The following is a 12,484-nucleotide window of genomic DNA, read 5'->3' on the forward strand; positions in this document are numbered from 1 at the left end:
ATCAGTTCTCCTGTCCGGCACGGGCGCGCAGCGGGATCACGCGCGCGGAAGCCGCTTCAAACCAGGTGATGAACGCGTCGCGCTGCGCCGGGGTAAGGTGCAGCTGATGCTTGGTGCGCCGCCACAGAATATCCTCTGCCTGCTGCGCCCACTCGTGGTCAGCCAGATAGCGTGCTTCGGCCTCATACAGCAGCCCGCCAAAATGACGCCCCAAATCGCTCAGCGCCGTTGCGTCTGCCAGCAGCTGCGCGATGCGCGTCCCATACAGGCGGGCGTAGTGTTTACGCAGCGGCTGCGGCAGCCACGGCCAGCGCGCTTTGCACTGCTCAAGAAAGGTTTCAAAGTCGGCGTCAGCCATATCGCCCCCCGGCAGCGTGGCCGCGCGCGTCCAGTCAGGGCCCATTTGCGGAAAGAAGGGGGCGAGCTTCTGCAGGGCGTGCTCTGCCAGCTTGCGGAACGTGGTGATTTTCCCGCCGAAGACGTGCAGCAGCGGCGCATCCTGCTGGTTATCGAGGTCAAACACATAGTCGCGCGTCACCGCAGAGGGGTTGCCTTTGCCGTCGTCAAACAGCGGGCGCACGCCGGAGAAACGCGTAATGACGTCAGCCGGGCGCAGCTTCACTTTGAAGTAGCGGTTGACCACATCCAGCAGATACTGCTGTTCATTATCATCGGCGGTCACCGCTTCCGCTTTGCCTTCCCACGGGATATCTGTTGTGCCAATCAGCGCTTTATCGCCTTCATACGGATTGATGAAAATCACACGTTTATCGGTGTTTTGCACCAGATACGCCTGCTGACCCTCCCAGAATTTTGGCACAATAAGGTGTGAACCTTTTACCAGCCGCACCCGGCGCTGGCTGTGGCTCTGCGTCACATCGCTGACAATATCCAGCACCCAGGGTCCCGCCGCGTTGACGATTGCCCGGGCAAACAGCGTTCGGCGCTCACCGCTGCTGATATCTTCAAGGGTGATTTGCCATTTGCCGGCCAGGCGCTGTGCGGCAACGCAGCGCGTGCGCGGCAGAATGGTTGCGCCGCGTTCAGCGGCATCAAGCGCATTCAGCACCACCAGCCGGGCGTCATCCACCCAGCAGTCGGAGTACTCAAACCCTTTTTTATAGCTGTCGAGCAGCGGAGCGCCCTCGGGATCGCGCATCAGATCCAGTGTGCGGGTACCGGGCAACTTCTTCCGTCCGCCCAGATGGTCATAAAAGAACAGGCCAAGCCGTACCAGCCAGGCAGGGCGATCGGAGGGGCTGTGCGGCAGCACAAAGCGCATCGGCCAGATAATATGCGGCGCGGCGTTCAGCAGCACTTCACGCTCGATCAGCGCCTCGCGCACCAGCCGGAACTCATAATACTCCAGGTAGCGCAGGCCGCCGTGCACCAGCTTGCCGGAGCGGGAGGAGGTGCCCTGCGCCAGATCGTCTTTTTCACACATCGCCACCGACAGGCCCCGGCCCGCGGCGTCACGCGCGATGCCGGCGCCGTTAATGCCACCGCCAATAACAAACAGATCCAGCATAGTGTCACTCATGATTAACTCCGTTACAGGTATTCAGCGCCTGCCAGCAGGCCGGCAGATCGCTGCGGATCTGCTGATAGTGAGGGAACAGCGCGTCATAGCGCTGCATCAGATCGGGATCCGGCGTTTCCGGTGCGCCAAGCAGCGGGCGGACCCAGGTTTCGGCACAGGCGGCCATAGAAGAGAACGCGCCCACCGCCACCGCAGCCATCATTGCCGCGCCGGCCGCACCCGCTTCTTCACGCTGGCTGATACGCACCGGGGCACCGATAGCCGCCGCGAGGATCTGCCGCAGCGGCGCTGAACGCACCGCGCCGCCGGTCAGACGGATTTCACCGGGTCGATCCTGTCCCATCGCCTGGTAGCAATCGCGCGCCGCCATACCAATGCCTTCAACCACGCCGCGCACCATGTCGGCAAAGGTGTGCTGATAATGCAGACCGGTAAAACCGGCACGCGCGCTGGCGTTCACGAAAGGACCGCGTTCGCCCGCCAGTGAAATATAGGGATGAAACAGCAGCGTGCCGGGTGTGGTGCGCGTCAGCCAGGCGTCAATCTGTGCCACCAGCCGGGCGTGGTCGGTTTCGCAGCCAAAACTCTGCAACAGCTCGCTGGCGACATTCAGCAGCCAGTCAAGATTCAGCGTGGAGGCCATATTGGTCTGAACCTGCGTAACATAACCGGGCCACGGCAGGGGGATCACGTAGCCGGTCTGCGCCGGATTGAGCCAGACATCATCAACAGCAACGCTGCGCAGATGGACGCCGGTTGAGCCTACAATCGAACAGGCCGTATTGGCCTCGCCGGTATGTACGCCAGCGCCCAGCGCCGTCATCGCCATATCCACATAGCCCAGCACTACCGGCGTACCGGCACGCAGACCTGTCAGCGTTGCCGCCTCGCGCGTCAGGGGGTGGGTGATCTCTGTGCCCTCAACGATCTCCGGCAGCAGATGCCGCCGGTGCATCAGCCCCAGCGCGTCAATTACGGTGTCGTCATAGCCGGCGTGACGAAAGTTGCCAAAGGTAAAACTCGCTTCAGACGGGTCGGTGGCGCGCACGCCGGTCAGGTTGAGATAGAGCCAGTCTTTGCAGTGCAGCGCGACGTCGGCTTTTGCCAGCAGGTCAGGAAAGTGTCTGTCCATGTGTGCCAGCTGCGCGCCCTGCTGGCAGGTATTCAGTCCGGTACCGGTGGCGCTAAACCGTGCCTGCGCCAGCGGATGCTGATTCAGCGTTGCCACAGTTGAAGCGGCGCGGGCGTCGAGCCAGATCCAGGCGTCACCTACTGGCCGATCCTCCGCGTCCACCAGCCAGCTGCCGTCACCCTGTGCCGTTACCGCTAACGCCGCCACGCGGGCTGGCAGATTGTCGATACGATCGCTGAGCTGACGCAGGGCGCTGGCCGCATCCTGCCAGGTTTGTGACATCGACTGCTGCGCCGCGCCGCCTGCTGCGCGATAATAACGGTTACGCACCGACGCGCATGCCAGCTGTTTGCCGGTCAAATCAAAGGCCACAGCCTTGACCACCGAGGTGCCTGAATCCAGGCCCACAATGATATCGCCACTCTCCACCGACACCTCCACATAGTGTGTGCTGCGGGCTGCCTGCTATCCCGCCGTATGCCGTGTTAACGGCGTGTGATTATTATGCTGCTGTTAGTGATACTTCTTTTCTCACTTAGATAACATATCTTTCGTATTAAATTTCAGTTTAAGTAAAATATTTCAACCGACTTAGCGAGCAGGATCACGAAATCAGCCTGTCTCTGCGCAACCGTCAGGCCGCGCGCAGGCTGAAAATCCGCTAACATAAGGGATTTTAAACCTTTGTAGTGGCTGCTATCCAAACAGCGATCCAGATCGCTCTCCTGAAAAAATCGCCGCCTGGCTGTTGACATTTTAGTCACAACAGCACAATTCTCATCACATTAGTTATCACATATATAACACAGCCCGCGTTAATTCCGGGCCGTTAACCCGATGAGGTGTCGTTATGTCTGATGTTTCTGTGCTCGCACACCAGCTTGACCGGCAGCGCAGGCGTCGTCTGCTGCTGACCGCCGTGCTGAGCTGCGCCGTCGTGGCAGCGATTGCCCTGGATACCCACGTTGTCAGAACAGATGCTGCCGGGAGCGCGCAGCAGGGCTTTTCACCAGACAGCTGGGCTGAGCAGCACTTTCCTGAGGTGAAGCAGAGCGTGGAGCGTCGTGCCGTTGATGCACAAACGCTGGCAGCAGCGCTGCAGGCAAATCAGCAGGCTGCTGCCGCGCAGTATGGTGTGGGTTCGCCGCTGCCGGTGATCCCGGTCAGGCTGCAGGGCGTGGTGCTGCCTGGAGAGAAAGGTATTTTTCCGCTGCAGATCGCCGGCGTGCCGCAGAGCCTGAAAGTGCGGCTCCAGACCGGTCCAGCCCTGAGCGGAACCGATCTGCGCGACGCCAGCGGCACCATTCAGTTCGGGGACTTCACTAACCAGATTGAGTATCAGAACGCCGGTGCGGCGCTGAACCGCGCCATGAAAAACAGCGTCCTGGAGAAACTTGACCGCGACACGCTGCCGGGTAAGACCGTCCAGGTCACCGGCGTGTTTCGCCTGCTTAATGCCGGTAACTGGCTGATCACACCGGTAAGCCTGGAGGTTAAATGAAAGCCTTTCCTGTTAATCCGGCGCTGTTAAAAGGGGAAGTGGTGCTGCAGGCGCGTAACGTCAGCAAGGTATATGGCTCCACGCATGCGCTGAAGGGCGTGAACTTTGAGATACGCCGTGGCGAAGTCACCACGCTGTTTGGTGAAAACGGCGCCGGCAAATCGACCTTAATGAAAATTTTATCCGGCGTGATTACGCCAACATCCGGGGAAATTCTGCTTAACGGCGAAAGTAAACTGTTTCACTCCGCCACCGAAGCGCGCAGCTGCGGGATCTCGATTATTCATCAGGAGCTGAACCTCGCGCCCAACATGAATGTCCGTGACAACATCTTTATGGGCCGCGAAATCATGGGTGCTACCGGCGTCGACTACGACGAAGAGGCGCGGCTGACCCGGCATCTGATGGCCGCGCTGGAAGAGGATATCGATCCGCTGACGCCGGTAGAGAACCTGCGACTCGGTCAGCAGCAGATTGTGGAAATTGCCCGGGCGCTGTCGGTCAACTCGCAGATCCTGATCATGGATGAACCTACCTCAGCGCTGAGCGCCGCCGAAGTCAGCGTGCTGTTTCAGGTGATCCGCGATCTCACCAGCCAGGGCGTTGCCATCGTCTATATCTCACACCATCTGGAAGAAGCGCTGGAGATCACCGACCGCGCTGTCGTGCTGCGTGACGGCGTGATGACTGCCTGGGCAGAGCGCAGCGATATCGACCTCGAATGGATTGTGCGCAACATGGTGGGTGAACATTTCGATCTCGGCTCTCCGCCGCAGGGTTACGACTTTGGCCCGCCTGCGCTGACGGTTGAGAACCTGACGGTGAAGAGTAAAACCGGCATCCGTCTGGTGGATAACCTTTCACTGACCGTAAAGGCAGGCGAAATCGTCTGTATCTATGGCCTGATGGGAGCAGGGCGCACGGAACTGCTGGAGTGCGTTGCCGGACGCATCGCGCAGAGCAGCGGCGGAATACGCCTGCAGGAGACGGAGGTCAGCCGCCTGTCTCTGGCGCAGCGTATCGCTATCGGGCTGGCGCTGGTGCCGGAAGATCGGCAGCGTGACGGACTGGTACAGACCATGAGCGTAGGGGAGAACCTGTCGCTCGCAAGCATCGGTGAGTTTGTCCGCGGGCTGATGCTCTCAGGCCGCCGCGAGAAGCAGCTGGTCAGTGACACCATCCGCAACGTCACGGTGAAAACCGCAGGCGGTGATGCAGCGATTGGGTCGCTCTCTGGCGGTAATCAGCAGAAAGTGGTGATTGGCAAAATGCTGGCAACGCGGCCCAACGTGCTGCTGCTGGATGAGCCAAGCCGCGGCATCGATATTGGTGCCAAAGCAGAAGTGTTTCGCCTGCTGGCAGAGAGTGCGAAGCAGGGGCTGGCGGTGGTTTATACCACCTCCGAGGTCGGTGAATGTCTCAGTATTGCTCACCGTATTGTGGTGATGAGCAAAGGACGTATCTCCGCCATTTTCGACGCCAGCGTGAGTAAAGAGCGCATTATGGCGGCGTCAGGTGAAGCACTGGTGGCATAACATGAAAAACGGAGTGAAAAGTATGACCGATCAAACGCAAACGCTGGCCACATCGCCCGCGACGAATGCCGCCCGCAGTACAAAACACCTGAACCTGGCACGTCTGCTGCTGGAAGGACGCGCCTTTATTGCGCTGCTGGTGATTATCGCGACGTTTTCGTTTCTGTCGCCCAATTATTTCAGCGGGGCGAATTTCCTGACAATGGCCTCACACGTTGCGATCTTCGGACTGCCCGCCATCGGCATGCTGCTGGTGATCCTGAATGGCGGCATCGATCTCTCTGTAGGCTCTACGCTGGGGCTGGCCGGCGTGATGGCAGGCTTTATGATGCAAGGCATCAGCCTTGAGGCGCTCGGCGTGGTGCTCTATCTGCCGGTGTGGGCCGTGGCGCTCCTCACGCTGGTAGTGGGCGCACTGGTAGGTCTGGTGAATGGTGTGCTGATTGCTGTCTGCCGCGTACCCGCCTTTGTCGCCACGCTTGGCACCATGTATGTGGCGCGCGGCATTGCGCTGCTGATGACCAACGGTCTGACGTATAACAAGCTTTCCGGAAGTGAAACCCTGGGCAATACCGGCTTTGACTGGCTGGGGTTTAACCGGCTGTTCAACATTCCGGTTGGCGTGCTGGTGCTCGGCGCGGTGGCGCTGGCGTGTGGCTTTCTGCTGAGCCGTACTGCATTTGGCCGCTGGCTTTATGCGTCAGGCGGCAATGAACGGGCGGCCGATCTCTCCGGCGTGCCGGTCAAACGCGTGAAAATCAGCGTGTACGTGCTGTCAGGCATCTGTGCTGCGATGGCGGGGCTGGTGCTCTCTTCGCAGCTGACCTCTGCCGGGCCGACGGCAGGCACCACCTATGAGCTGACGGCGATTGCAGCCGTGGTGATTGGGGGAGCGGCCCTGACCGGCGGACGCGGTAACGTGCGCGGTACGCTGCTGGGAGCATTTGTAATCGGTTTTCTCTCTGATGGACTGGTGATTATCGGCGTTTCTGCTTACTGGCAGACGGTGTTTACCGGGGCCGTAATTGTACTGGCCGTATTACTTAATACGCTGCAGTACGGGCGACGCAGTCGCTGAATCGCGTGCGCCGCTGCGGTGCGCGTTTATCCGTAAAAAAACCTGTACCCTGATAATAACGGAGTCACTATGTTTACCAAACGTCTTATTATTGCCGCTACCGTCGCCATCAGCACCTTCGCTGCACCAGGCTGGGCCGATAAGGGCCTGATGACCATCATCGTCAATGATCCCTCTAACCCTTACTGGCTGACTGAAGGCCAGGTCGCACAGAAGGCGGCTGAAAAACTCGGCTACAGCGCCAAAGTCAGCGCCCACAAAGGCGATACCAATACGGAAAGCCAGCTGATTGATACCGCTATTACTAATAAGTCAAAAGCAATCATTCTCGATCCGGCCAACGCCGATGGGTCAATTGGCTCAGTGAAAAAGGCGATTGCTGCCAATATTCCGGTGTTTGTGATCAACGCAGAGCTGAATCAGAGCGGGCTGGCTAAAGCGCAGCTGGTCTCGAACAATGCGCAGGGCGCCGCCACCGGTGCCATGGAGTGGGTGAAGCAGGTGGGTGACAGCGGTAACTATGTTGAGCTGGTAGGGCCACCCTCTGATAACAATGCGGCAACCCGCGCCAACGGGTTTGATACCGTACTGTCGCAATATCCCGATCTGAAAAAGGCGGGGCAGGAAGTGGCGAACTGGGATCGCACCCAGGGCTTTAATAAAATGCAGTCGCTGCTGCAGGCTAATCCGGATATCAAAGGCGTGATCAGCGGCAACGATGAGATGGCGCTGGGGGCCATTGCGGCACTGAAGCAAGCCGGAAAACTGGGTCAGATCAAAGTCGGGGGCTTTGACGGCACGCCGGACGCGGTCGATGCGGTGAAGGCCGGCACGCTGGCTTATACCGTTATGCAGCCGGTAGCGCTGTTTGCACAGAAGGCGATTGAGCAGGCAGATACCTTCCTGAAAACCGGTAAAACCGGCGCGCCGGCTGAAAAACAGCTGTTTGACTGTGTGCTGATCACCAAAGAGAACGCCGGTAACTTTATTTCACCGTTTGTGCTTAAACAGTAATCGCAGACGCCCCGGTCAGCAGCAGATGGCCGGGGCACACGACGTTAGTTATTTGCATTAACGGGTTTAACGCGCTGTAATTACAACTAATCCTGCATTTTACTCCTCTCCGGAATCTATATGGCGCATAACCCACACGACACGCTGCCCGGTGTTTTCACGGCTGACACGCTGCCCGGCGACAGCCGCCAGGCACGCCAGCAGGCGCGCCGCCAGCTGATCGCAGAAGCGGTCATGGCCGAGGGCGCTGTACGCATCGAAGACCTGACCGCGCGGTTTGGTATCAGCCTGATGACCGCACACCGTGATATTGATGAGATGGTCGAGCGCGGCCTGCTGCATAAGTCGCGCGGGGTGGTGTCAGCTACGTCAACCAGCCTCGTGGAATCAAGCGACATCTATCGCGCCACGCGTCAGCTGGAAGAGAAACAGGCGATTGCAGAAGTTGCGGCCAGCTACCTGGAGCCGGGGCAGGCGCTTTTTATGGATGATTCCACCACGGTATTTCAGCTGGTGCGGCAGCTTTACGCGAAAGCGCCGCTGACGGTGATCACTAACTCCCTGACCTTAATGAACGAGCTGCGTAACGGACGGGATATCACCCTGATGGGGCTGGGCGGGCAATATCACCCCTGGTGTAATGCTTTTATGGGACGCATGACGCGCGAAGAGATTGCGTCACTGCGCGCGGATATCTTTTTTGTCAGCATGTCAGCGATTGTCGATGACGCGGTGTTTCATCAGTCGGCAGAGACGGTAGAGACCAAGCGCGCTATGTTTGAATCGGCGCAGAAGCGTATTTTGCTGATGGATCACACCAAGTTTGGCCGGCGCGCGCTGCATCGCTTTGCCGATCTGCGCGAGTTTGACGTGGTGATCGTGAATCAGGGCACGCCGCTGCCGCTGCTGCGCCGCATGCAGGATAACGGTGTTAACGTGGTGGTCGCCCCGGTCAAGCGCACCGCTGGCAGCCCGGAATAACGCTGGCTCATTTAACATAACACTAAAGCCATCTCGTCTGCCAGCGCCTCCAGCGCCATTATCAGCTCAGCGGAGCGGGAGGCCGGACAGGAAAGTGCTGCGGGCTCCAGCGCGCCTGCGGGTAAACGGTCGCCGAACAGCATGACAGCCAGGCCACCGTGCTGGCGCGAGGCCCAGCAAATCCCCTGTGCCTGCGGGCAGGCGTGGTAGAGCTGGCCCGCCCAGCGCTGCGTCAGCGGATAAGCGCTGGCACCGCAATGAAGCAACTCTGCTGGTGTGGTGCCCAGCCGTTTTAACAGGCGCGGATTGAGATCGATAAGTGCCAGCGGGGTATGCGGCAGCAGACGGCTATGCATTAGCGGTTCCAGTCGCGTGCAATCAACCGGATAGCCGGCACAGCGCAACGGCAGATCGCGTAACAGTGTCTCCATCAGCGCAACGGCAACACTCTCTCCTGCATATAGCGTCGGCACGGCAGTGCCATCAACGTTAAACAGCGGACTAAAGCGGGCCTGACCCACGCCGGGATTAAACTGCGCAGCGCCAAATACTGCAGCATGAATACGATCCAGCGGCTGAGCAACGGGCCACGACGTCAGACGCAGCGCGCCCGCAGGGATAGCAAAAGGAATAGCATCAGGCGGGAAGGGCTCCTCAGCCATTTATTGCGCCTTCTGTTTCCGCCTCAGCCGCTTTCAGCACGGCTGCCGGGCGAGACGCCAGCAGGTCGCACGGTCGTTTATCATCCAGCCAGCTATTGGGCGCCTGAAACCAGAACGCCAGCGTCCACGGCGATTTTGTATCGGCAAAGCGTTCAAGGAGTGTTTTCATCACCGGCAGCGGCTCGCCGCCTGCATCCAGCGCCCAGGCAGGGAAATAGTCGCGGCCCGCTTCGGTAATCGCAAAGATTTTACCCGCTTTTTTCCAGCGGTTAGCCTGCGCAGCAGGATTGCGCGTTGCCGCGTTAGCCCTGCGTAAGGCGCTGATTTCGCGGGCGGTCAGCCATTCTCCGCCGGAAAAAAGGGTCTGGCGCAGCTGTTCACGCCGCGCGATATTGCGCGCCGCAAAAGCGGTGTGGTCCGCTGCGGAATCGGGCAACGCCGGGGCTGTACGCGCTTTCAGACCGGCCAGCGTCGCGACGGCGCTCTCTACGGCAATCAGCAGTTCAGGTAACACGCTATTGCGCGGCAGGCGAACCACCAGATATTCACTCGCTTCATCGCACGGGATATCCTCAAGCGCAATCGCTGTAGCGGGCAGGGTGTTCATTACCTCATCCACGGAGAACAGGGTAAAACGCCGATGATCCTGACGGGAAGCGCGACGCATTTTCATAGTCTCTCCGGTTACTGGTTAATGTCAGAACATTTTCTGTTCATAATTATACCACATATCACTAATATCATGCATATCACGTTACCCTGCGGCTATTCTGTTAGCTTTTCTGTACAGAAAACCAGCTATAACAGCTATCAGCCAGCTTTTTACCCGCGCGGATTGCGTAACGCTCGACATACCGGAACAGCAGTGCGGCCAGCGCAATACTGCCGCTTACCGACAGCGCAAAAACCAGCAGCTTTGTGCCGGCGCTGGCGTCAGCCGGCAGCTGGTTGAGCAGCACGCGGCGCAGCGGATAGTGCACCAGATAAAGGGAATAAGAGATATTACCGAGGAAATTCAGCACCGGCTGCGGCGCTGATTGCCGCCCGTCGCTGAGCAGAATAACGCAGGTCATGATAATGGCAGCCAGCCAGTAGCCACCATGCAGGCCAAATGGCTGCGGGCCTGTCAGCAACGCGACACCTGCAGCGGCAGCGAGTATCAGCCAGACAACGCGGCGTCCGCAGGTGCGCAGCGCCGGCATGTTGCCGCTGACAACCAGTTCGGCCAGCAGCATGCCGGTAATGAACTCAAACACAATGGTATTACTGATAAGTTTGATCCACGCCTGCCACCAGGCATTTACCACCAGGTCCGGAGACGCCTGTGAGGAGAGGGTAACGGTGCCATTGTAAGCCAGCTGAAAACCGACGGAGGCAACGATAAACATCAGGCTGCAAACCAGACTGCGCTGACGATAGCTGATACACATCGCCAGCGTGAACAGCGTATAGAACAGCACTTCATAGGTCAGCGTCCACGGTGGTCCCAGCGCGCTATAACCAAATACCGGTCCGGTGCTGCTGTAATCCTGCAGGCAAAAGTAGAGCACGCAGCCCATCTGCTGGAATCCGCGTTCGTTATACACCAGCGTCCACGCCGCCAGCCAGACAAGAAAAAACACCGGCCAGATGCGAAAGAAACGCTTAATCAGAAAAGGCAGCGGCCGTTCAGCGGATTGGGCCGTGATAAACGTCATGATAAAGCCGCTGATGATAAAAAAGATATCAACGCCCAGCGCGCCCGGAATATGCGCCGTCATACCATCCGGCAGCAGCAAGGCGTTATGCGCAACAACAACCAGCAGCGCGGCAAGTCCACGCAGATACTGAACAGAAAGAATCTTCATTGAATTTCCTTGTGGCTGACCTGAATATCCGGACGTACTTTGTCAGAGAGTACCACGATTATCGGCGGCTATCTAAGTGCACATAATGTATATTATGTTAAATAAGAGAACACATTCACGATGGCGCTCAGGCCTCAGGCATTTGTCAGCCCGTTTTCTCTGTCACCCGCCTCACCTCTTCCGTTCAGCCTGTTATCCTCCTGCCGTCTCAGCGTGACGACTTTTTCTGCTGCAGTCGCCGCTGCTTATCCTGCCGGATACGCTCCACATACTTTTTCATGTCCGCTGCTTTAACCGGTAACTCTTTCTGCCAGAATGCTGCCGGCACATAATAACTCTCCGGCTCTGCGGCAAATATCGCGATCAGCTGTTCAAAGATGCGGTACAGCGCAATATCATGACTGACCTGTGCACGTACCACATCTTCCTGCATGGCAAACGCATACAGCGCATCAGCATAACGCTTCATCGCTCTGAAGCTCACGGGCTGCGCGGCGGTCACCTCATCAGGCGCGCTAACCGCATCAAACTTCTCCAGCAGAAAATAGACGCACGGCAGCATCATGGCGTTAATACGGGCCACCTCAATCAGCGGATCGCGTCGCAGCGTCTGCAGATTGCTGAACCTGGAGCGCAGACAGGCCAGCGGATTAATCACCCTGACCTGCTCGTGATACTCAGGCTCATCCGGATGTTCCTGACTGACATAAAAAGGTTCGGTATTGAGCAGCAGATTCTCACCGGCGAAGTCCTGCCAAGTAAAACCGGAAGGAAAATCGATGACGTCCACCGTATTGGCATGTGCCGGCTGCGCCGGGTCGGCAAAAAATCGTCCTTTTACCGCTTTTATCGTGCGGGTCGCCTCATCAATCAGGAGAAAGCGCGCCAGTGATGGCGGCTGACCGGCATCGTTCAGGTTTGCGTCAACGCCTAATGCGCGGGCAATGGCCGTAATATCATGTCGCCGGGCGGCATAATCCACGTCCACTGAGGTAATCAGACGCGCATCGGGCAACGCATTACGGTACAGCTGATAATAATAAGAGACCCAGTACTGCACCGCCTGACCGCCAATGGTGATCACCGGATCCCTGAACAGATGCGCCCGGGCAATCAGCTGTTTGTTCAGCAGATAAGCCTGTTCATAAGGCGGAATAACCGGATAGTCAGACATAAAAAAACCCTCATCAGCGA

General features: G+C 58.3%; 11 protein-coding genes. 5 read left to right on the forward strand and 6 right to left on the reverse strand.

Going from position 1 to position 12,484, the window contains the following annotated elements; genetic code table 11:
* Position 1: 1 nt before the first annotated feature.
* Both SB719_RS03685 and SB719_RS03690 read right to left on the reverse strand, forming a co-directional pair.
* Entirely contained in the window at positions 2–1,540 is a 1,539-nt protein-coding gene (locus tag SB719_RS03685; protein ID WP_292971465.1) for a glycerol-3-phosphate dehydrogenase, read from the reverse strand.
* Entirely contained in the window at positions 1,533–3,101 is a 1,569-nt protein-coding gene (locus tag SB719_RS03690; protein ID WP_304231895.1) for an FGGY-family carbohydrate kinase, read from the reverse strand. Before SB719_RS03690 ends, SB719_RS03685 begins: the two co-directional genes overlap by 8 nt.
* 421 nt (positions 3,102–3,522) lie before the next feature.
* Between SB719_RS03690 and SB719_RS03695 the strand changes: the two genes are divergently transcribed.
* The 5 genes from SB719_RS03695 to SB719_RS03715 all read left to right on the forward strand — a co-directional run bounded on the left by SB719_RS03695 (position 3,523) and on the right by SB719_RS03715 (position 8,781).
* Complete coding sequence (locus tag SB719_RS03695; protein WP_065649361.1) at positions 3,523–4,173, forward strand: DUF2291 family protein; 651 nt, start codon at positions 3,523–3,525, stop codon at positions 4,171–4,173.
* Positions 4,170–5,708 (forward strand): sugar ABC transporter ATP-binding protein, encoded by a 1,539-nt coding sequence (locus SB719_RS03700; RefSeq protein WP_412158898.1) that lies wholly within the window; start codon positions 4,170–4,172, stop codon positions 5,706–5,708. The genes SB719_RS03695 and SB719_RS03700 overlap by 4 nt, the downstream gene beginning before the upstream one ends.
* 22 nt (positions 5,709–5,730) lie before the next feature.
* Complete coding sequence (locus SB719_RS03705) at positions 5,731–6,786, forward strand: ABC transporter permease (protein WP_304231903.1); 1,056 nt, start codon at positions 5,731–5,733, stop codon at positions 6,784–6,786.
* Between the two features lie 69 nt (positions 6,787–6,855).
* Positions 6,856–7,800, forward strand: coding sequence for a D-ribose ABC transporter substrate-binding protein (locus SB719_RS03710; protein WP_065649363.1), 945 nt, complete (start codon positions 6,856–6,858; stop codon positions 7,798–7,800).
* A 120-nt stretch (positions 7,801–7,920) separates the two neighbouring features.
* Complete coding sequence (locus SB719_RS03715; protein ID WP_314688695.1) at positions 7,921–8,781, forward strand: DeoR/GlpR family DNA-binding transcription regulator; 861 nt, start codon at positions 7,921–7,923, stop codon at positions 8,779–8,781.
* An 11-nt stretch (positions 8,782–8,792) separates the two neighbouring features.
* Here the strand turns inward: SB719_RS03715 and SB719_RS03720 are convergent, their stop codons facing one another.
* From SB719_RS03720 to SB719_RS03735, 4 genes are all read right to left on the reverse strand, one after another.
* A complete protein-coding gene (locus tag SB719_RS03720) occupies positions 8,793–9,443 on the reverse strand; it encodes an RES family NAD+ phosphorylase (RefSeq protein ID WP_065649365.1) in 651 nt (216 codons plus the stop codon).
* A complete protein-coding gene (locus SB719_RS03725) occupies positions 9,436–10,116 on the reverse strand; it encodes a DUF2384 domain-containing protein (RefSeq protein WP_304231908.1) in 681 nt (226 codons plus the stop codon). Before SB719_RS03725 ends, SB719_RS03720 begins: the two co-directional genes overlap by 8 nt.
* A 100-nt stretch (positions 10,117–10,216) precedes the next feature.
* Positions 10,217–11,290: an acyltransferase family protein gene (locus tag SB719_RS03730; RefSeq protein ID WP_304231910.1), complete on the reverse strand. Its 1,074-nt coding sequence runs from the start codon at positions 11,288–11,290 to the stop codon at positions 10,217–10,219.
* Between the two features lie 208 nt (positions 11,291–11,498).
* Positions 11,499–12,464, reverse strand: a complete 966-nt coding sequence (locus SB719_RS03735; RefSeq protein ID WP_292971485.1) for a hypothetical protein — start codon at positions 12,462–12,464, stop codon at positions 11,499–11,501.
* Positions 12,465–12,484: the final 20 nt, after the last annotated feature.

Origin of the sequence: Pantoea sp. SIMBA_079, assembly GCF_046940275.1 — a bacterium.
GTDB lineage: Bacteria > Pseudomonadota > Gammaproteobacteria > Enterobacterales > Enterobacteriaceae > Pantoea > Pantoea borealis.

What these genes read in the sequence shown, in the direction of transcription:
- SB719_RS03700 (WP_412158898.1), top strand. Translation starts at nt 4,170, where the DNA reads ATGAAAGCCTTTCCTGTTAATCCGGCGCTGTTAAAAGGGGAAGTGGTG.
- SB719_RS03735 (WP_292971485.1), bottom strand. Translation starts at nt 12,464, where the DNA reads ATGTCTGACTATCCGGTTATTCCGCCTTATGAACAGGCTTATCTGCTG.
- SB719_RS03725 (WP_304231908.1), bottom strand. Translation starts at nt 10,116, where the DNA reads ATGAAAATGCGTCGCGCTTCCCGTCAGGATCATCGGCGTTTTACCCTG.
- SB719_RS03710 (WP_065649363.1), top strand. Translation starts at nt 6,856, where the DNA reads ATGTTTACCAAACGTCTTATTATTGCCGCTACCGTCGCCATCAGCACC.
- SB719_RS03715 (WP_314688695.1), top strand. Translation starts at nt 7,921, where the DNA reads ATGGCGCATAACCCACACGACACGCTGCCCGGTGTTTTCACGGCTGAC.
- SB719_RS03695 (WP_065649361.1), top strand. Translation starts at nt 3,523, where the DNA reads ATGTCTGATGTTTCTGTGCTCGCACACCAGCTTGACCGGCAGCGCAGG.
- SB719_RS03720 (WP_065649365.1), bottom strand. Translation starts at nt 9,443, where the DNA reads ATGGCTGAGGAGCCCTTCCCGCCTGATGCTATTCCTTTTGCTATCCCT.
- SB719_RS03685 (WP_292971465.1), bottom strand. Translation starts at nt 1,540, where the DNA reads ATGAGTGACACTATGCTGGATCTGTTTGTTATTGGCGGTGGCATTAAC.
- SB719_RS03705 (WP_304231903.1), top strand. Translation starts at nt 5,731, where the DNA reads ATGACCGATCAAACGCAAACGCTGGCCACATCGCCCGCGACGAATGCC.
- SB719_RS03730 (WP_304231910.1), bottom strand. Translation starts at nt 11,290, where the DNA reads ATGAAGATTCTTTCTGTTCAGTATCTGCGTGGACTTGCCGCGCTGCTG.